General features: G+C 71.7%; 17 protein-coding genes, 1 pseudogene and 1 riboswitch. Of the genes and pseudogenes, 8 read left to right on the plus strand and 10 right to left on the minus strand.

The window, feature by feature from the left end; genetic code table 11:
- The 3 genes from O3W51_RS44070 to O3W51_RS44080 all read right to left on the minus strand — a co-directional run.
- On the minus strand, positions 1 to 560 hold a 560-nt coding region (locus tag O3W51_RS44070), incomplete at its 3' end, for an SCO2322 family protein (RefSeq protein WP_269289433.1).
- Positions 560 to 1,765 carry a prenyltransferase/squalene oxidase repeat-containing protein gene (locus O3W51_RS44075; protein WP_269289435.1) on the minus strand — a complete coding sequence of 402 codons (1,206 nt, stop codon included), beginning with the start codon at positions 1,763 to 1,765 and terminating at the stop codon, positions 560 to 562. The genes O3W51_RS44070 and O3W51_RS44075, both read right to left, overlap by 1 nt.
- A gap of 304 nt (positions 1,766 to 2,069) precedes the next feature.
- Positions 2,070 to 2,196, minus strand: a riboswitch (cobalamin riboswitch).
- Between the two features lie 65 nt (positions 2,197 to 2,261).
- A complete protein-coding gene (locus O3W51_RS44080) occupies positions 2,262 to 3,278 on the minus strand; it encodes an MBL fold metallo-hydrolase (protein WP_138357686.1) in 1,017 nt (338 codons plus the stop codon).
- A 102-nt stretch (positions 3,279 to 3,380) separates the two neighbouring features.
- On the opposite strand from O3W51_RS44080, the gene O3W51_RS44085 reads away from it, so the two are divergent.
- From O3W51_RS44085 to O3W51_RS49165, 3 genes and pseudogenes are all read left to right on the plus strand, one after another.
- The gene (locus O3W51_RS44085) at positions 3,381 to 4,865 is read left to right on the plus strand and encodes an aldehyde dehydrogenase (protein ID WP_138357685.1); all 1,485 of its coding nucleotides are present in this window, start codon (positions 3,381 to 3,383) and stop codon (positions 4,863 to 4,865) included.
- Entirely contained in the window at positions 4,865 to 5,098 is a 234-nt protein-coding gene (locus O3W51_RS44090; protein WP_138357684.1) for a ferredoxin, read from the plus strand. Before O3W51_RS44085 ends, O3W51_RS44090 begins: the two co-directional genes overlap by 1 nt.
- Positions 5,099 to 5,326: 228 nt before the next feature.
- Positions 5,327 to 6,961: pseudogene (locus O3W51_RS49165) on the plus strand (class III lanthionine synthetase LanKC N-terminal domain-containing protein); the annotation flags it as partial.
- Between the two features lie 222 nt (positions 6,962 to 7,183).
- Here the strand turns inward: O3W51_RS49165 and O3W51_RS44100 are convergent.
- Both O3W51_RS44100 and O3W51_RS44105 read right to left on the minus strand, forming a co-directional pair.
- A complete protein-coding gene (locus O3W51_RS44100) occupies positions 7,184 to 7,759 on the minus strand; it encodes a response regulator transcription factor (protein ID WP_164296714.1) in 576 nt (191 codons plus the stop codon).
- 278 nt (positions 7,760 to 8,037) lie between these two features.
- Positions 8,038 to 8,661, minus strand: a complete 624-nt coding sequence (locus O3W51_RS44105; RefSeq protein ID WP_138357682.1) for a TetR family transcriptional regulator — start codon at positions 8,659 to 8,661, stop codon at positions 8,038 to 8,040.
- Between the two features lie 234 nt (positions 8,662 to 8,895).
- On the opposite strand from O3W51_RS44105, the gene O3W51_RS44110 reads away from it, so the two are divergent.
- From O3W51_RS44110 to O3W51_RS44120, 3 genes are read left to right on the plus strand one after another with little or no spacing between them, the layout of a single operon-like run.
- Positions 8,896 to 10,185, plus strand: coding sequence for a glycosyltransferase family 4 protein (locus O3W51_RS44110; RefSeq protein WP_138357681.1), 1,290 nt, complete (start codon positions 8,896 to 8,898; stop codon positions 10,183 to 10,185).
- A complete protein-coding gene (locus O3W51_RS44115) occupies positions 10,179 to 10,922 on the plus strand; it encodes a class I SAM-dependent methyltransferase (RefSeq protein ID WP_138357680.1) in 744 nt (247 codons plus the stop codon). Before O3W51_RS44110 ends, O3W51_RS44115 begins: the two co-directional genes overlap by 7 nt.
- Positions 10,919 to 12,028 (plus strand): prenyltransferase, encoded by a 1,110-nt coding sequence (locus O3W51_RS44120; RefSeq protein WP_138357679.1) that lies wholly within the window; start codon positions 10,919 to 10,921, stop codon positions 12,026 to 12,028. The genes O3W51_RS44115 and O3W51_RS44120 overlap by 4 nt, the downstream gene beginning before the upstream one ends.
- Before the next feature lie 94 nt (positions 12,029 to 12,122).
- Here the strand turns inward: O3W51_RS44120 and O3W51_RS44125 are convergent, their stop codons facing one another.
- Positions 12,123 to 12,410 carry a hypothetical protein gene (locus O3W51_RS44125; RefSeq protein WP_138357678.1) on the minus strand — a complete coding sequence of 96 codons (288 nt, stop codon included), beginning with the start codon at positions 12,408 to 12,410 and terminating at the stop codon, positions 12,123 to 12,125.
- An 83-nt stretch (positions 12,411 to 12,493) separates the two neighbouring features.
- On the opposite strand from O3W51_RS44125, the gene O3W51_RS44130 reads away from it, so the two are divergent.
- Entirely contained in the window at positions 12,494 to 13,273 is a 780-nt protein-coding gene (locus O3W51_RS44130) for a maleylpyruvate isomerase family mycothiol-dependent enzyme (RefSeq protein ID WP_138357677.1), read from the plus strand.
- A gap of 117 nt (positions 13,274 to 13,390) precedes the next feature.
- On the plus strand, positions 13,391 to 13,936 hold the full coding sequence (locus tag O3W51_RS44135) for a hypothetical protein (RefSeq protein WP_138357676.1): 546 nt from the start codon (positions 13,391 to 13,393) through the stop codon (positions 13,934 to 13,936).
- 6 nt (positions 13,937 to 13,942) lie between these two features.
- Here the strand turns inward: O3W51_RS44135 and O3W51_RS44140 are convergent, their stop codons facing one another.
- From O3W51_RS44140 to O3W51_RS44155, 4 genes are all read right to left on the minus strand, one after another.
- Positions 13,943 to 14,953 (minus strand): LLM class F420-dependent oxidoreductase, encoded by a 1,011-nt coding sequence (locus O3W51_RS44140; RefSeq protein WP_138357675.1) that lies wholly within the window; start codon positions 14,951 to 14,953, stop codon positions 13,943 to 13,945.
- 169 nt (positions 14,954 to 15,122) lie between these two features.
- Complete coding sequence (locus tag O3W51_RS44145) at positions 15,123 to 16,040, minus strand: DUF5336 domain-containing protein (RefSeq protein ID WP_269289444.1); 918 nt, start codon at positions 16,038 to 16,040, stop codon at positions 15,123 to 15,125.
- A 176-nt stretch (positions 16,041 to 16,216) separates the two neighbouring features.
- A complete protein-coding gene (locus tag O3W51_RS44150) occupies positions 16,217 to 17,197 on the minus strand; it encodes an N-acetylmuramoyl-L-alanine amidase (RefSeq protein ID WP_138357705.1) in 981 nt (326 codons plus the stop codon).
- A gap of 88 nt (positions 17,198 to 17,285) precedes the next feature.
- Positions 17,286 to 17,933 carry a class I SAM-dependent methyltransferase gene (locus O3W51_RS44155; protein WP_187144860.1) on the minus strand — a complete coding sequence of 216 codons (648 nt, stop codon included), beginning with the start codon at positions 17,931 to 17,933 and terminating at the stop codon, positions 17,286 to 17,288.
- Positions 17,934 to 18,020: the final 87 nt, after the last annotated feature.

Here is an 18,020-nt window from a genome sequence, read left to right on the forward strand (position 1 = left end):
GGTGTCTTCGACGCCGATGCCGTGCCGGAGCCGCCCGAGCCGTCGGCCACCGGCTCCCCGCAGCCCGTCTTCGGGTAGCCGGCGATGGCGCACACCATGCCCGCGGAGTTGTAGCGCAGCGGTTTGGCGACGGCGGCGAGCGCGTCGGCGCCCGTCGCGTCGCCCGGGACCTGGGCGCACGCGGTACGGGGCGCGGGCGGTGCCGCACCGCCGCCCGCGTCGGCGGCGGTGCCGAAGTCCAGCACGAGGGCGATGCGCTTGGTGCCGCCCTTGGGCGGGGTGCCCGTGCAGATCGCGGCGAACGACGTGGCGCCGGGGACGTCACGCGGCTTCGAGGAGTCCTGGGCCTCGGCGCTGGCCGCGAAGCGCCAGCCCTCCACGGACCCGTCGGCGGGCCGGTCCAGCGCGGGACCGGTCTGCGCGTACGTCCAGGTGTCGCCTGAACGCTGCCAGAACGACCAGTAGCGGTACGCGGCGGCCTGTGCGGGCAGGGCGGAGACGGCGAGCAGCGCGCCGAGCGCCAGCAGGACGGCGAGGACCCGCAGCCGGGGGCGCGGCATCAGCCCTGCTTCTTCTTGCGGCCGCTGACGAGGAAGCCGACGCCGATGCTGGCGACGACGAAGACCCCGACGATCCACCAGGTGGCGGAGGAGGACTTGCCGTCCTTCTTCTCGGTCTTGTCGGACGGCGACGGGCTCGCGCTCGCCGCGGCGGCCGGCTTCGGGCCGAGGTTGGTCAGCTGCTGGACGAGGTCCGCGCCGCCGGCGCTGCGCGGGTCGTTGCCCGTCGCGTGGGCGGCGAGGACCAGCTGGGAGAGGGCGGCGGGGTTGCCCTTCGACCAGACGGCGGAGTTCTTCGCGAGCCAGTCGTACGACGTCTTCGCGGTGTCGAGGTTGCCGCCCGCGGCCAGCGCGACCACGGCGTCGGCGGTGGTGCCGTAGTCCGGCGTCGGCTTGTCCGCGCCCGGGGTGACGGCGGTCAGGTGCGCGCCGCCCGCGGTGAGCTGCGCGGTCAGGTACGCGGCGCCGGCCGAGGCCGAACCGGCCGCGTCGAGCGTCTTGAAGGCGTCCGGCGACGCACAGTCCGGGGCCTTCGCGGCCGTGTTCGCGGTCGGCGCGGTGACGACGAAGCCCGCACCGCGGGCGCCGCGCACCGCGTCGGCGGTGGCCTTGGCGTTCACGGTGAGCTTGCCGTTCATAGGGTAGCCGAAGGCGCCGCGGTCGGCGGCCTTGGCGTCACAGCCGAACTGGAAGGCCTTGAGGCTGTCCTGCGACGCCTTCACGTCCTGCTTGACGGCCGCCAGCGCGCCGATCACGACAGCCGTGGAGTCCGGGTCGGAGGCGCCGCCGGGGTTGTACGACCAGCCGCCGTCCTTGTTGCGCACCGAGGTCAGCCAGTCGGTGGCCTTCTTCACCACGGCGTCCTTGCCGCCCAGCGCGGTGAGCGCCTGCACGGCGATGCCCGTCGCGTTGGTGTCCTCCGTCTTGGCGTCGCAGGCCTTCGCCGGGTCGGCCCGGTACGACGGGAAGCCGCCGTCCGCGCACTGCTGACCGGTCAGCCAGGTGACAGCGCTGTCGGCCGGCCGCACCCCGGCGGTGTCCAGCGCCAGCAGCGCGTACGACTGCCGCCACACCCCGTCGTACGTCGGGTCCCCGGTGCCGTAGAGACCCGGCGGCAGCGGGGTGTCGGCGGAGGCTGCGGGCACCGCGGCCATACCGAGCACGGTGGCGGCGGCGAGCGCGGCGGCGCTGCGACGGAGGTTCATGAGGGGTTGATGCCTTTCGCTGAGCGGGTGCGTGGCCGGGCGCACCGCTGCGAGCCCGCGCACTGCGCGGGGCACCGGGCTCCGGCTCCTTGCGACCTGGGGAGACATAGGGAGCGGGCTCGCGACGCCCGGCGGCCGCGCCTCCGGCGTTGTCGTCGGTCGACGACGCTCCGCGTCGCCTTCCTCCTCCGCCTTGGATGCGCAGCCGCATGACGCCGCTCGCTGATCCGCTCCCTATGTCTCCCCAGGTCGCTACCTCGACGGTGCCGGTCGCCGCCGATACGTCGCCGCATCTGCCGGACCGGGAGCCGCTCCCGTCCGCGCGGGTACTCCGACTCGCCGCCCCTGCCCTGGGGGACGGCTCACGGTTGCGGGTCAGTGCCGGATTCGCGCCGGCTTCCCCCGCTCGGACGTGGATGGAATTGTCCCGAACATCGTATGCCCTGCGGGTGCCGCTCCCGGTCCCGGCCCGCCCGCGCCCCGGCCGCCCGTGCTGTCAGACCGCCTGGTAGGTGACCGGGTCGGAGCCGGGCACGGCCTCGGCGCGGCCGGCCTTCACCAGCCGCCGCAGATGGGCCTCGGCCTCGGAGACGGCGATGTTGCGGGAGCCGAACGGGATCTGCTCCCAGGGGCGGTTCCACTCCATCACCTCGGCGAGCTGCCAGGGGGTGCGCGGTGCGTCACTGATCAGCGCCGCCAGCCCGGCGAGCCGCTCCTCGTGGTGGTCGAGCAGCTCCCGCACCCGGCCGGCCGCGTCCTTGAACGCGTACTGGTGGGCGGGCAGCACCTCGTCGGGGTTCAGCCGGCCGATGCGCTCCAGGCTCGCCAGGTAGTCGCCGAGCGGATCGGTCTCGACCTCGTCGTCGGGGTCCTCGTACAGCCCGATGTGCGGGGAGATCCCCGGCAGCAGATGGTCACCGGAGAACAGCCGCCGGCTCTCCTCCAGGAACAGGCAGACGTGCCCGGGGGTGTGGCCGGGCGTCCAGATGGCGCGCAGCCGCCGGCCGGCGAGGTCCACGAGCTCGCCGGGTTCGATGTCGCGGTCCGGGAGCGCGGGCCGCAGCCCCGGCAGGGTGCTCATCCGCCCCGATTCGCGGGCGGCGCGCAGCGGGGCGATGTGCTCCTCGGGGGCGCCGGCGGCGGTGAGTTTGGCCGTCATGAAGGTCAGCCAGCGGGCCGGCTCGGCGGACCGGGTGCGGCGCACCACGTCCGCGTCGGCGGAGTGCATCGCGATCCAGGCGCCGGACACCTCGCGGACCTGCGCGGACAGCCCGTGGTGGTCGGGGTGGTGGTGGGTGATCAGGACACCGTGCACCTCGGCGACGGAGGTGCCCGCCTCGACGAGCCCGGCCTCCAGCGCGGCGTACGAGTCCGGATCGTCCCAGCCGGTGTCGATCAGTACGGGACCGCGGTCGGTGTCCAGGAGATGGACGAGCGTGTGGCCGAGGGGGTTGTCGGGGATCGGGACCGGGATGCTCCAGACCCCTCCGCCGTGGTCGGTCACGCGCACCATCTGGTCCCCTCTCGCCGACGAAGTCATTGCCCACTATAACTAGAACTGGTATCAGTTCTGAAACAGCGTCAGGTATGGGCCGACCCGCAGGAGGCACCAGTAATGACCGACCTCATCGAACACGGACAGCTGTTCATCGGCGGGGAGTTGGTGGACCCGCTCGGCAGCGGGACCATCGAGGTCATCTCCCCGCACACCGAGCAGGTCATCGGGCGGGTGCCGCACGCCTCCCGCGCCGACGTGGACCGCGCGGTCGCCACGGCCCGCAAGGCGTTCGACGAGGGTCCGTGGCCGCGGATGACCCTCGACGAGCGGATCGCCGTCGTCACCCGCATCAAGGACGCCATCGCCGTCCGGTACGACGAGATAGGCCGTCTCATCAGCTCGGAGAACGGCTCCCCCTACTCGTGGAGCATCCTCGCCCAGTCGCTCGGCGCGATGATGGTGTGGGACGCGGCGATCACCGTCGCCCGCGACTTCCCCTACGAGGAGCACCGCACCGGCGTCCTCGGCCCGATCCTGGTCCGCCGTGAGCCCGTCGGGGTCGTCGCGGCCGTGGTGCCGTGGAACGTCCCGCAGTTCACCGCCGCCGCCAAGCTCGCGCCCGCGCTGCTCACCGGCTGCACCGTCGTGCTGAAGCCGTCGCCGGAGACCCCGCTCGACGCGTATGTGCTGGCCGAGATCACCAAGGAGGCCGGGCTGCCCGACGGCGTGCTGTCCGTCGTGGCGGCCGACCGCGAGGTCAGCGAGTACCTGGTCGGCCACCCCGGCGTCGACAAGGTCTCGTTCACCGGCTCGGTCGGGGCCGGCCGGCGGGTGATGGAGGTCGCGTCCCGCAACCTCACCCGCGTCACGCTGGAACTGGGCGGCAAGTCCGCCGCCGTCATCCTCCCGGACGTGGACCTGGACACCGCCGTCCCCGGCATCACCTCGGCCGCCTGGATGAACAACGGCCAGGCGTGCGTGGCCCAGACCCGGATCCTGGCGCCGCGCTCCCGCTACGACGAGATCGCCGAGCGCTTCGCGGCGGCCGCCTCCGCGCTGGTCGTCGGCGACCCGCTCGACCCGGCCACCGAGGTCGGCCCGCTGGTCGCCAAGCGCCAGCAGCAGCGCTCGTTCGACTACATCAAGATCGGTCAGGAGGAGGGCGCGAAGGTCCTGACCGGCGGCGGCCGGCCGGCCGGTCTTGACACCGGCTGGTACGTCGAACCGACGCTCTTCGGCGACGTCAGCAACTCCATGCGGATCGCCCGCGAGGAGATCTTCGGCCCGGTCATCTGTCTGCTCCCGTACGACGACGAGGCCGAGGCGCTGCGGATCGCCAACGACTCCGACTTCGGGCTGTCCGGCAGCGTCTGGACCGCCGACGTCGAGCACGGCATCGACATCGCCCGCCAGGTCCGCACCGGCACGTACTCGGTGAACACCTTCAGCCTCGACATGCTCGGCCCGTTCGGCGGCTACAAGAACTCCGGCGTGGGCCGGGAGTTCGGCCCCGAGGGCTTCGGCGAGTACCTGGAGCACAAGATGATCCACCTGCCGGCCGGATACCAGGCGCCGGCCGGTACGGCGGGGGCGGAGGGCTGATGGGCGACCGCTGGCACATCGAGGTGGACCGCACGGTCTGCATCGGCTCCGGCATGTGCGTCAACGCGGCCCCGGACGGCTTCACCCTCGACGGCGCCCGGCAGTCCCACCCCGCCGCCGCCGAGTCCGACGCCTCGGAACAGGTGCTGGCGGCGGCCGAAGGGTGCCCGGTGGAGGCGATCACGCTCACCCTGCTCGCCACCGGCGAGCCGGTCTTCCCGCCCGAGGAGTAACGGAACAGCTGTCCCGCCGCAGGTCAGGGACACCTCCTGACCTGCGGCTGCGCACCCGTGCATTACGCACATATGCGTTCTGCACGGGTGTTTCGTTACGGACGCGACTGTTCCCCGTTTCGGCCACGTGAAAATCTCAGCACCTCGAGGCCGGAGGGGGAGGTCATGGACAAGCGGTACGAGGTCTTCTGCCTAGTCGACAGGTATTTCTAAGGGACCCCGGACCGCTTGTCCACGGGCTCCGGTCCCGACAAGGGATCCGGTGCGTCGCTCTACGAGCCGGCCCAGCGCCCGGTTCCCGAGGGCTGGCGCACCGGACGCTCCGGTGACTGGCTGCACTTCACGCCGGTGGACGGCACCGGCGTCCCCAGACCCGGATCGCCCCCGCAGGGGTGGAAGATCCACGTCTCCGCGTGTCTGGAAAACGCCGAGAAGACCATCGCGAAGGTCTGGGACCACTGCGTCCCGCGCGGCATACCGTTCAAGTTCGTACCCGGCCCCTACTCCCTGCACCTGCGCAACTCCAAGTACGCGGGGCTGGCCGCGCTGGCCGTGGCGGCGGGCGCGTTCGGGACCGGCCGGGTCTACCGCGCGGTCGCGGCCCTGGTGGAACCGTTGCGCGACGGCCTGGTGCGGCGGGTGGTGGCCCGCGGCCTGGACGACGCCGTACGCGACCCGCACGGCGCGGACACCGCGGTCGTCTCGCGGCTGACCCAACAGGTCGAGATCGCCCGCGACACGTTCGCCGGTCTGGTGATGGTGTCGCGGTCGTTCCTGTTCACCGTCGCGGGCGCCCTCATCGGGCTGCTCTCGCTGGCACCCGTCCTGCTGCTCGTCGTCGTACCGCCGCTGTTCGTGGGGCTCGGGCTCTTCTGCCTGACGCTCCGGCCGATGAACCGCCGCCAGGCGGCCTTCCTCACCGCGAACGAGGACGTGGCCGAGAGCCTGGGCGCGATGGCCGCCGGACTCCGCGACATCGCCGCCTGCGGCGCGGAGGAGCGGATGACGGCGGAGGCCGCGCAGCGGATCGACACCGAATTCCGCGCGTCACGGGTCCTCGCCCGCTGGGGAGTGCTGCGCGCGCTGGCCCTGGGCGTCGGCGGCCGGCTCCCCGTCGTCCTGCTGCTCGCCTCGGCGCCGTGGCTGCTGGGCAGAGGGGTGACCGCGGGCGCGCTGGTCGGCGCCCTCGCCTACCTCACCCAGTCGCTGCTGCCCGCACTGCAGGCCCTGACCCAGGGGCTGGGCACGGCCGGCTCGCGCTTCGTCGTCGTCCTCGGCCGCCTGGTACCGCAGACCGCCGCACCGGACCCGGAGGACGGAGCGCCCGTCGGGGATGCGCCCGTGCCTGCCCCCACGGATGTACCCACCGCCCCCGCCGTGGAGTTGCGCGGTGTCACCTTCGCCTACGGGGAACTGGCCGAGCCGGTGGTCCGGGAGCTGGACCTCGTGGTGCCGCGCGGCTGCCATCTGGCGGTCGTCGGGCCGAGCGGGATCGGCAAGTCGACCCTCGCGGGGCTCATCGGGGGGCTGCTGCACCCGGGTGCGGGTGTGGTGGAACTCGGTGGCCGGCCGCTGCGGGAGCAGCCGGCCACCGAACTGCCGGGGATGCGGGTGCTGATCCCGCAGGAGGCGTACGTCTTCGCCGGAAGCGTCCGCGACAACCTGTCCTACCTGTGCCCGGGTCCCGAGCCGGTCCCCGACAGCCGGCTGTGCGCGGCGGCCGGGGCCGTCGGGATGTCGGAACTGCTGGACCGGATGGGCGGGTTGGACGGCATCGCCGAGCCGGGCACGCTGTCCCAGGGGGAGCGGCAGCTGCTGGCGCTGACCCGCGCTTATCTGTCGCCCGCGCCGCTGGTGCTGCTGGACGAGGCGACCTGCTATCTCGACCCGGCGGCGGAGGCCCGTGCGGAACGGGCCTTCGCGCTCCGCCCCGGCGGCGGAGCGCTGATCGTGATCGCGCACCGCATCAGCTCGGCGCGGCGCGCGGACCAGGTGCTGGTCATGGACGGCACGCATACGGTCTGCGGCGGCCACGAGGAGCTCCTGGAGCGGTCCGCGCTCTACCGGGACCTGGTCGGGAACTGGTCAGAGCCAGCCGGCCACCCGGGATATTCGTATGGCGTCGACCCGGTTCCGGGCGCCCGTCTTGCGGGTGATCGCGGCCATGTAGTTGCGCACGGTGCCGTTGCACAGGTGCAGGACGCGGGCGATCTCGCCGATGGACGCGCCCTCGGCGGCGAGTGACAGCACGCTCAACTCGCGGGGGGTCAGCGGAATGTCGGCGGCCTGCAGGAAATCAAAAGCGAGCGAATTGTCGACGAAACGTTCCCCCGTAGCGACTCTCCTGATCCCACGGACCAGTTCCTCTGGCGGTGCGTCCTTGTTGACGAACCCCAGCGCACGCGCCTGCGACGCGCGGCGCAGCAGACCCGGGCGGCTCGCGGTGGCCAGGACGAGCAGGGCACATTCCTGGCCGACCGCGTAGTCCTGTAACTCCGTCAGTTGGGCCACGTTGCCGTGTTCGGCACCAGGACACTCGACGTCGACCACACACACTTGAGGCCGTAACGACCGAGCGCGTCTCGGTGCGTTGCGCCATGGCGTGGCCACCACCTCGATGTCGTGTTCCCTGCCCAGCAGCGCCGCGAGCGCGGATCGCATCAGCCATGTGTCATGTACTAGTAAAACCCGGATCACATTTGCCCCTTCGAGAACCCCGTGGACCGGACCGTGCGAGCAACCCCATTCGTACCCGCGAAGTCGTCAGGGATGGCCCCGCAATCCGGCCAAGGAGATGCACGGAGGCGCATTCCGTGCGCCCATGTGCCCCCCGCACGCTGGGAATGTGCGTGCGACAGGGGCCACCTGGGGGTGCCTCCGGCACATCCCACCGGCCGGTATCGCCAGGTCCCGGGCGTGCCGTTCCTGAGGCGCCTTTTTCAGCCGCGCCGCTCCGGCGCCGTCAGGTCGATCAGCCGGCACACGGTTTCGATGTCTATCTTCACCTGCGCGATGGAGGCGCGGCCGGAGAGCCAGGTCACCAGGGCCGAGTGCCAGGTGTGCTCGATCACCCGGACCGCGGAGAGCTGGTCGGCGGTGGGCGGGCCGTCCAGGCCCATCGCGTCCAGGATGATCGCGGTGGTGAGCCGGGAGACGGTGTCGACCTCGGGGCTCACGGAACGGTCGGCGAACGTCAGGGCGCGCACCATCGCGTCGGCCAGATGCGGTTCGCGCTGCATCGCGCGGAAGGCGCGCATCAGCGTCTCGGCGACCCGGTCGGCCGGCTCGGCGGTGACCGGCGGACGCTTGCGCAGCGTCTCGTGCATCTGGCCGAGCTGGTCCTGCATGGTGGCGACCAGCAGATGGATCTTGGACGGGAAGTAGCGGTAGAGCGTGCCGAGCGCGACGCCCGAGTTCTCGGCGACCTCACGCATCTGCACCGCGTCGAAACCGCCGCGGCAGGCGAGCTGCGCGCTGGCGTGCAGGATGCGACGGCGGCGCGCCTCCTGACGTTCGGTCAGCAGGGGCGACGACGGAGTCGGCGGCTTGGGTTCTGTTGTCATATGTCCCATTCCGTGACATTCCATCCGTAATCCGCGGTCACCGTGGCACTGCGTTGCATGATGGCAGGACAGATGTCGTGGTGCGAATCACCTGGTCCGCCTCATTCGGGGCCGTGCCGCTGCCGGTAGATTCGGTTCTGAACGTTCGAGTCTGAAACTTGTTCTAGATTAGCGCGACCGGTTACGCTCCGGCGGAAGTGAGTGAGAAGGGGGCCGGGAGTGACCGTTGAGGCCATGCCACTACGGATCGCGCTGCTCACCTACAAGGGGAACCCCTTCTGCGGGGGCCAGGGCGTCTACGTACGCCATCTCTCCCGTGAGCTCGCCCGGCTCGGCCACACCGTCGAGGTGATCGGCGCCCAGCCCTATCCGGTGCTCGACGCCGTCGGTGCCGGAGTGACCCTCACCGAGCTGCCCAGCCTGGACCTGTACCGGCAGCCGGACCCGTTCCGCAATCCCCGGCTCGGCGAGTACCGCGACTGGATCGACGCGGTCGAGGTCGGCACGATGTGGACCGGTGGCTTCCCCGAGCCGCTGACGTTCTCGCTGCGCGCCCGGCGCCACCTGGCGGCCCGGCGCGGCGAGTTCGACGTGATCCACGACAACCAGACGCTCGGCTACGGGCTGCTCGGGCTCGGCACCCCGCTGGTCACCACGATCCACCACCCGATCACCGTCGACCGGCGGCTGGACCTGGCCGCGGCGCCCGACTGGAAGCGCCGGCTGTCGGTGCGCCGCTGGTACGGCTTCACCCAGATGCAGAAGCGCGTCGCGCGCCGGCTGCCGTCCGTGCTGACCGTCTCCGGCTCCTCCCGCGCCGAGATCGTGGAGGACCTGGGGGTGCGGGAGGACCGCGTCCACGTCGTCCACATCGGCGCCGACACCCGGCTCTTCTCGCCGGACGCCTCGGTGCCCGAGATCCCCGGCCGCATCGTCACCACCTCCAGCGCCGATGTGCCGCTGAAGGGCCTGGTCCACCTCGTCGAAGCGCTCGCCAAGCTCCGCGCGGAGCGACCCGACGCGCATCTCGTCGTCGTCGGCAAGCGCGCCGAGGACGGGCCGGTCGCCGCCGCCATCACCCGGTTCGGCCTCGAAGGCGCCATCGACTTCGTCAAGGGCATCACCGACGCCGAACTCGTCGACCTCATCCGCGGTGCCGAGGTCGCCTGCGTTCCCTCGCTCTACGAAGGCTTCTCGCTGCCCGCCGCCGAGGCGATGGCCACCGGCACCCCGCTGGTCGCCACCACCGGAGGCGCGATCCCCGAGGTCGCCGGGACCGACGGCGAGACCTGTCTCGCCGTACCGCCCGGTGACGCCGGCGCGCTCGCCACCGCCCTGGGCCGGCTGCTCGGGGACGCGGACCTCCGGCGCCGCCTCGGCGTGGCCGGCCGGCAGCGCGTCCTCAGCCGCTTCACCTGGGAACAGGCCGCCATCGGCACGGCCGAGCACTACCGAGCGGCGATCGCCGCCCAGTCCGCCGCCCCCGCCCCGACCCACCGGACGAAAGCAGAGGCTCCGTGCTGACCGTCGACTTCTCCCGTTTCCCGCTCGCCCCTGGCGACCGGGTCCTCGACCTGGGCTGCGGCGCCGGAAGGCACGCCTTCGAGTGCTACCGGCGCGGCGCCAATGTCGTCGCCCTGGACCGCAACGGCGACGAGATCCGCGAGGTCGCCAAGTGGTTCGCGGCGATGAAGGCGGAGGGCGAGGCCCCGGCCGGCGCGTCCGCCGTCGCGATGGAGGGTGACGCGCTCCAACTGCCGTTCCCCGACGACAGCTTCGACGTCGTGATCATCTCCGAGGTCATGGAGCACATCCCGGACGACAAGGGCGTACTCGCCGAGATGGTGCGGGTGCTGCGGCCCGGCGGCCGGATAGCGATCACGGTGCCGCGCTTCGGCCCGGAGAAGATCTGCTGGGCGCTCTCCGACGCCTACCACGAGGTCGAGGGCGGCCACATCCGCATCTACCGGGGCGACGAACTGCTCGGCAAGATGCGCGAGGCCGGCCTCCAGCCCTACGGCACCCACCACGCACACGGACTGCACTCCCCGTACTGGTGGATCAAGTGCGCCGTCGGCGTCGACAACGACAAGGCCCTGCCGGTGAAGCTGTACCACAAGCTCCTGGTCTGGGACATCATGAAGAAGCCGCTGGCCACCAAGGTCGCCGAGCAGGCCCTCAACCCGCTGATCGGCAAGAGCTTCGTGGCCTACGCCACCAAGCCGCACACCCCCGTGCTGGATGCGCGGGTGGACGCGTGACGAGTCCGGGGCGCACCGAACACCTCGTCCTGCCCGGAGTCCTCACCGCCGAGCAGGCCGAACTGACCGTGGCCGGCATCTCCGCGATCCAGCGGGCCGACGGCGCCATACCGTGGTTCACCGGCGGGCACCTCGACCCGTGGGACCACGTCGAGGCGGCCATGGCTCTGGACGCGGCGGGCGAACACGGCCGCGCCGAGGCCGCGTACCGCTGGCTCGCCGACCGGCAGAACACCGACGGCTCCTGGTACGCGTCCTACTCGTACGCCGGAGACGTACCCGGCGCGGACGCGGCCGTCGCGCCGGGCGAGCCCCTCGACCGGACCCGCGAGACCAACTTCGTCGCGTACGTGGCCGTGGGCATCTGGCACCACTACCTGTCCACGGGCGACGACGCCTTCCTGGAACGGCTGTGGCCGACCCTCTACGCCGCCGTGGAGTTCGTGCTCGCGCTCCAGCTGCCCGGCGGCCAGATCGCCTGGAAGCGCGACGACGACGGCGGCTTCCCCGAAGAGGCGCTGCTCACCGGCTCGTCCTCGATCTACCAGGCGCTGCGCTGCGCGCTGGCCGTCGCGGACTACCGCGAGGAGCCGCAGCCCGACTGGGAGCTGGCGACCGGCCTGCTCGGCCACGCCGTGCTGCACCACCCCGAGCGCTTCCTCGACAAGGGGCGCTTCTCCATGGACTGGTACTACCCGGTCCTCGGTACCGCGCTGCGTGGCCCGGCCGCCAAGGAACGCATCGAGGCGCTCTGGGAGACCTTCGTGGTGCCCGGCCTCGGGGTCCGCTGCGTCTCGGACCGGCCCTGGGTCACCGGCGGGGAGAGCGCGGAACTCGCCCTCGCCCTGTGGGCGATGGGCGAGTCCGACCGCGCTGTGGAGATCCTCGCCGACATCCAGCACCTGCGCACCGGGGACGACGGGATGTACTGGACGGGCTACGTCTACGACGACGACGCCGTCTGGCCGGAGGAACGTACTTCCTGGACGGCCGGCGCACTGCTGCTCGCGGTGGCCGCGCTCGGGGGGGACGAGGCGACCACCGCGGTCTTCGGGGGCGAGCGGCTCCCGATCGGCCTGGCTCCGGACGACGCGGGCTGCTGCTAGGACCGTACGGCCGTGCTGTCAGGAGACCTTGCCGCCAGGGCGTGGCCGGGCCCTGGCGGCCTGCCGTTCGGCCGGTTTCTTCCGTGCTGCCGGATCAGGCCCGATTGACCCGGCCGGCCACGGCATGGCCGATGACCAGGTAGACCACGGCCGGAAGGCCGTAGTTCAGCACGGTGCGGAGTTTGTCCGAATCCATGGTGAACAGGTCGAGGGACCAGCCCGCGAGCCAATTCGCCGAATTGTGGATCCAGTTGACCAGGTCGTTGGCCTTGTTGGCGTCGAGCAGATACATGAGTATCCACAGGATCAGGATCAGGGCCGCGACATCTGCGACGATCAGAATGATCGCCGCTGCGGGATTGCCTCGGTAGCGTCTGGACATAGCCCTCGCCTTGCCCCGTTAGGCTGGTTGAAACTGCTGGTGGAAAATCCTTTCGATATGAAGTAGACGAGGGATGGCGGCGCATGGCCTGGCTGGAGCACGAGGCGTACTGCACGGCGATCGTCGAGGAGACCGCCCGGCTGCGTGACACACTCCGCGGTTCCGACCCCGGCGCCAAGGTGCCGACCTGCCCGGGCTGGACCCTGCACGAACTGGCGGCCCACGTCGGCCAGGCGCACCGCTGGGCGGAGACGATCGTCGGCACCAGGGCCGAGAAGTACCTCCCCGAGAACCAGGTGCCGGACTACGAGGCACCCGCCGGCGAGAAGCTCGACAGCTGGCTGGCCGAGGGCGCCGAGCGGTTCGCCGCCACGCTGCGCGAGTCCGGCCCCGAACTGCCGGTCTGGACCTGGGCGCGGCCGCAGCAAGCCGGCTTCTGGGCCCGCCGGATGGTCCTGGAGACCCTGGTGCACCGGGCGGACGCCGCGCTGGCCACCTGGAGCGAGTACCACGCGCCGGCCGAGCTGGCCGCCGACGCGATCGACGAGTGGCTGGAGATCATCACCGATCCGTTCGCCGTCGAGCAGACCCCGGAGCTCGCGGAACTGCGCGGCCACGGACAGACCCTGCACCTGCACGCCACCGACAGCCCGGCCGGACTGGTCGCCGAATGGGTGATCGAACGCGGCCCGGAATCCGTCACCTGGCGGCGCGAGCACGCCAAGGGCGACGTGGCGCTGCGCGCTCCCCTCACCGACCTGCTGCTCGCCTTCTACCGGCGGCTGCCGCTGGACAGCGACCGCGTGCAGGTGCTCGGCGACCGCGAGCTGCTGGACCACTGGCTGGCCCGTACGGCGTTCTGAACGGCCCGGACGGCCGCCGATGATCCGTGCGGCGGTTCCGGCGGCCCGAGTGGCGGGGGTGTGCCGGCCGGGTGATCCTGCGAGGACGTGTGCCCCGTACGTCCTCGGAGGTCGACCGTGCCGAACGGCATCCCCTTGCGCCGCCTGCTGACCGCGCTGCTGCTCTGCGGCGCGCTCCTCACCGCGACGACCGCGTGCAACGACAAGGCGAAGACCGAGGTGTCCGGCAGCCCGACGGCCTCGACCACGGCCGAGAAGCAGAAGCTCGCCAAGACCCGCTTCGTCGCGAACGCCGGGCTCGCGGCGGGCGCCACCTATCAGTGGATCATCAAGCCGTACCGCGCCGGGACGTTCAAGAAGGGCGCGGACGGCCGGACGTTCGCGCTGGTCAAGGCGGGTCTGGCCGGGGCGTTCGCCTACAACCGGCTCAAGGCCGCGGCGGACAACGCCAAGGGCGACCCCACGCTCTCCAAGCTGGTGGCCCCGCTGACCGCCGGCATCGACGCCCTCAAGGACCTGCCCAGCAAGCTGCGCAAGGGCGATTCGACGGACGACGTGGTCAGCACGTTCCAGAAGACGATCGACGGGGTGAAGGAGGCGGGCAAGCAGGCGGGCGCCGAGGTCAAGGACCAGATCCCGTCGGCAGGTCAGCTAGGGGGCTAGGTTCCGCTAGCTGTTCAACTCGGCGAGCACACGCAGCGTGTCCGGATCGGGCGCGGTCACCAGCAGGTCGGTGACCGGCCCCGACCGCCACAGCTCCAGCCGCTCCGCGATCCGCTCCCGCGGCCCGACCAGCGAGATCTCGTCGGCGAAGGCATCCGGGACGGCCAGCACCGCCTCCTCCCGGCGCCCGTCCAGGAAGAGCCGCTGGATGTGCCGCGCCTCCTCCTCGTACCCCATCCGGGCCATCAGGTCGGCATGGAAGTTCTTCGCCTGGGCGCCCATCCCGCCGATGTAGAAGCCGAGCATCGCCTTGACCGGCAGCAGCCCCTCGGCCACGTCGTCGCACACCTGGGCCCGTACCAGGGGCGCGACCATGAAGTCCTTGGGAGCCTCGGCCAGCGACAGCTCATAGACATCGGTACGCATCGGCGACCAGTACAGCGGCATCCAGCCGTCCGCGATGCGGGTCGTCTGGGCGATGTTCTTCGGACCCTCGGCGCCGAGCAGGATCGGCAGATCGGCCCGGAGCGGATGGGTGATCGGCTTGAGCGCCTTGCCGAGCCCCGTACCGTCCTCGCCGGAGTACGGATGACTGTGGAACCGCCCTGCGAGCTCGACCGGCCCCTCCCGCCGGAAGACCTGCCGCAGAACGTCCACGTACTCGCGGGTCGCGGTCAACGGGCTCTTCGGGAACGGCCGCCCGTACCACCCCTCGACCACCTGCGGCCCGGACAGCCCGAGCCCCAGCATCATCCGGCCACCGGAGAGATGGTCCAGGGTGAGCGCGTGCATCGCGGTGGCGGTGGGGGAGCGGGCAGCCATCTGCGCGATGCCCGTCCCCAGCTTGATCCGCGACGTGTGCGCCGCGATCCAGGTCAGCGGAGTGAAAGCGTCCGACCCCCACGCCTCGGCGGTCCACACGGAGTCGTACCCGAGGCGCTCGGCCTCCTGCGCGAGTTCCACATCACGCGCACGGGGCCCACGCCCCCAATAGCCGAGTGCCAGCCCGAGCCTCATGGCGCCGCCCCTTCACCCCATCTGACGATGCGTCAGATCAGGACTGTACGGCACGGACAGGGACGGCGAAAGACGCGTGAGCCCCCACCCGGAATCCGGGCGGGGGCTCACAAAGCACGACGAGGGACGGCCACCTCGCATCCGCAGATGCTGCCGTCAGCCGTGAACGTCAGCCGCGCTGAATACCGCTCGTGTCCTGCAGCACGCCACGCCGGCCGTCCTGGGTCTGCGCGATCAGCGCCGCACCCCGCTGCTCCACCGCCAGGTACCACGTACCCGGCGCCAGCTCGGCGATCGGCGTCGGCGAACCGTCCTCCGCGAACAGCGGACGCGGCACCGGCACCGCGAACCAGAACGCCGTGAAGTCCGAGGAACCGGACTGCGGCGGCTGGCCCTGCGCCGGCTGCTGGGACTGCGGAGCCGGGGCGGGAGCCGGGGCCTGGCCGCCGCAGGCGTGCGGCTGGGGCTGCGGCTGTCCGCCGACCGACGGGTCGGGCGCCGGAGCACCGGGGTAGCCGTAGCCACCCGGCTGCGGCATACCCGGCTGCGGCATGCCCGGCTGGCCAAGACCCGGCTGCGGCGCACCGTAGGGCGCGCCACCGTACGGCTGCGGCTGCTTCGGGGCGCCCATGAGCGGGGCCTGCAGCGCCGGAATGCGGGACGACAGCACGGCGACGACCGCGAGCGCGATGCCGAAGACGAGCGTCAGCCAAGCGCCGACGCCCTTGCTGACGCCGTCGTTGTTGGCGCCGCCACCGAGGTCCGGGATGACGGTGGAGAACGCCGACCACAGCGCCGACCAGCCGACGAAGACCGCCAGCGCGGTGCCCCACTGCTCCAGGGTCAGCCCAACCACCTGACGGCCCGCGGGCACCATCGCCCGGCCGGCGACGATCAGGCCCGCGGCCGCCAGCGCGGCGAGGGTCACGGTCGGCAGCAGCGGGAACAGTGCCGCGCTCCATGTGCTGACCGTCTTGTCGGAGCCTGCGCTATCGAAGGAGAAGAACGGCAGGAACGAAGCGATCAGCAGCAGCGCCGCTGCTCCGATCACCGCGCCGTCTCCTCGGGACAGGGAGCGGATGTTCACGTAAGGTCCTTTGTCGGTCTCGGTGTCTTCGTCGCTGTCGCCGGTACGCGCAGCGCTCTCTGCCAGTTCAGGGGCGAGGCGCGGGGAGTGGCCCCCTATCGTAAGGGTGTGGTCCGCAAGCGGTGAGCCGGGTGCGGCAACTGGTGCGCAATCGGCGCCGAATGGCTACCGGTTGGTCACCTCTTCCCTTGGAGGAATGCCGTAATACCGTCAGCGATGCCCTCCGCCGCACGCTGCCGCCACTTCGGATCGGTGAACTTCGCCGCGTCCTGCGCGTCCCGCATGTTGCCGCACTCGATGAGCACTTTGGGGACGGTCGAGAGATTGAGCCCGCCCAGATCGCTGCGGGCCATCAGCCCCGTGCCGTCCGCCAGATAGTTCGCGGGTGCCGAGCCCGTGTCGGTCGCGAAGTGCGACTTCAGTGCCGCACCGAGCAGACCGGACGGCGCCACGATGGGCCGGGTGTCGGCGGCCCCCGCGTGCAGGGACGCCGGGGTGATCACATGGAATCCGCGATTCCCCGCCGCCGAGCCGTCCCCGTGAACGGAGACGGCCGCATCCGCGTGCGCCTCGTTGCCGATCCGCGCCCGCTCGTCGATGCACGGTCCGAACGACCGGTCGCCGTCCTGCGTCAGCCGCACCTTCGCCCCGCGCTCGGCGAGCAGGGTGCGGACCCGCCGGGAGACATCGAGGCTGAACGATGCTTCGGCGTATCCACTGTTGGTGGACGTGCCGGTCGTGTCGCATTCCTTGCGAGTCGTCCCGATATCGACGAGCCGGTTGATGTCCGCGGTGTGGTTGACGTTGTTCGTGTTGTGCCCCGGGTCGATGACGACGGTCTTCCCGCTGAGCGGGAGTGCGGCGGCCGGGGCGGCGGGCGTCCCCTTCGTGGGGGACGTACCGAACGCCTTCCGCTGCGGATCCGTCGACGACGGTTGCCCCGACGTCCCTGACGTCCGCGACGTCGGGGACCCGGCCTTGCCGTCCGTCTGCTCGCTCGGGTCCGCCAGGGCCGACGTCGACGGCAGGGGCAGCACCCGCTGGGCCCCGTCGTCGCCGCCCGGCCCGTGCATCGACTGGTACACGAGCCAGCCCGCGAAGCAGGTGGGCACCAACGCGGCCACGGAAATGACCACGGCGCCGGTCCTGCCGCTCATCCTCGACTCGTCGCTGAACACGCTTCCGATGCTATCGGCCGCCGGCGGCGGCCGTCCCGGATCCCCGTTTCGGGTCCCCGTCTCCGTCTCAGATCCCGGTGCCGGTGCGCCGCAGGACGCGCAGCGAACGCGTCACGGACACCTCCGTGAATGCTCCGGAGTCCAGCGCCCGCCGGTACACCCGGTACGGCGCCTGGCCGCCGTCCGCCGGGTCCGGGAACACGTCGTGCACGACGAGCACGCCGTCCGGCGCCACGTGCGGGGCCCAGCCCTCGTAGTCCGCGGTGGCGTGCTCGTCGGTGTGACCGCCGTCGATGAAGACCAGGGCGAGGGGCTTGCCCCAGGTCGCGGCGACCCGGGGGGAGCGGCCGGCGATGGCGATGACGTCGTCCTCGAAGCCGGCCGCGTGCAGGGTCCTTCGGAAGGTCGGCAGGGTGTCCATCAGGCCGACCTCGGGGTCGACGAGGTCCTTGTCGTGGTACTCCCAGCCGGGCTGCTGCTCTTCGCTGCCGCGGTGGTGGTCGACGGTGACGGCCACGGTGCGGGCCGCTCGGGCCGCGTCGGCGAGCAGGATGGTGGAGCGACCGCAGTACGTCCCCACTTCGAGGAGGGGCAGCCCGGGGAGGCGCGCGGCGGCGTCGGTGGCGGCGTCGTGGAGCGCGAGCCCTTCGTCGAGCGGCATGAACCCCTTGGCGGCCTCGAAGGCGGCTTGGACGCGGGGGTCGGGGTGGGCCATGAGCTGCCGCCTTCGGGTAGGTGTTCGGTCGCGTCCGGGCATCCTGCCAGGTGGGTTGGGGGGTGCGGGGGCCGGGTCCTCCGGGGG

The sequence above is a fragment of the Streptomyces sp. H39-C1 genome (assembly GCF_027158125.1).
Lineage (GTDB): Bacteria > Actinomycetota > Actinomycetes > Streptomycetales > Streptomycetaceae > Actinacidiphila > Actinacidiphila fildesensis.

What these genes read in the sequence shown, in the direction of transcription:
- O3W51_RS44130 (WP_138357677.1), top strand. Translation starts at nt 12,494, where the DNA reads ATGGCCTGGCTGGAGCACGAGGCGTACTGCACGGCGATCGTCGAGGAG.
- O3W51_RS44140 (WP_138357675.1), bottom strand. Translation starts at nt 14,953, where the DNA reads ATGAGGCTCGGGCTGGCACTCGGCTATTGGGGGCGTGGGCCCCGTGCG.
- O3W51_RS44075 (WP_269289435.1), bottom strand. Translation starts at nt 1,765, where the DNA reads ATGAACCTCCGTCGCAGCGCCGCCGCGCTCGCCGCCGCCACCGTGCTC.
- O3W51_RS44150 (WP_138357705.1), bottom strand. Translation starts at nt 17,197, where the DNA reads ATGAGCGGCAGGACCGGCGCCGTGGTCATTTCCGTGGCCGCGTTGGTG.
- O3W51_RS44105 (WP_138357682.1), bottom strand. Translation starts at nt 8,661, where the DNA reads ATGACAACAGAACCCAAGCCGCCGACTCCGTCGTCGCCCCTGCTGACC.
- O3W51_RS44080 (WP_138357686.1), bottom strand. Translation starts at nt 3,278, where the DNA reads ATGGTGCGCGTGACCGACCACGGCGGAGGGGTCTGGAGCATCCCGGTC.
- O3W51_RS44090 (WP_138357684.1), top strand. Translation starts at nt 4,865, where the DNA reads ATGGGCGACCGCTGGCACATCGAGGTGGACCGCACGGTCTGCATCGGC.
- O3W51_RS44155 (WP_187144860.1), bottom strand. Translation starts at nt 17,933, where the DNA reads ATGGCCCACCCCGACCCCCGCGTCCAAGCCGCCTTCGAGGCCGCCAAG.
- O3W51_RS44085 (WP_138357685.1), top strand. Translation starts at nt 3,381, where the DNA reads ATGACCGACCTCATCGAACACGGACAGCTGTTCATCGGCGGGGAGTTG.
- O3W51_RS44100 (WP_164296714.1), bottom strand. Translation starts at nt 7,759, where the DNA reads ATGCGATCCGCGCTCGCGGCGCTGCTGGGCAGGGAACACGACATCGAG.
- O3W51_RS44125 (WP_138357678.1), bottom strand. Translation starts at nt 12,410, where the DNA reads ATGTCCAGACGCTACCGAGGCAATCCCGCAGCGGCGATCATTCTGATC.
- O3W51_RS44110 (WP_138357681.1), top strand. Translation starts at nt 8,896, where the DNA reads ATGCCACTACGGATCGCGCTGCTCACCTACAAGGGGAACCCCTTCTGC.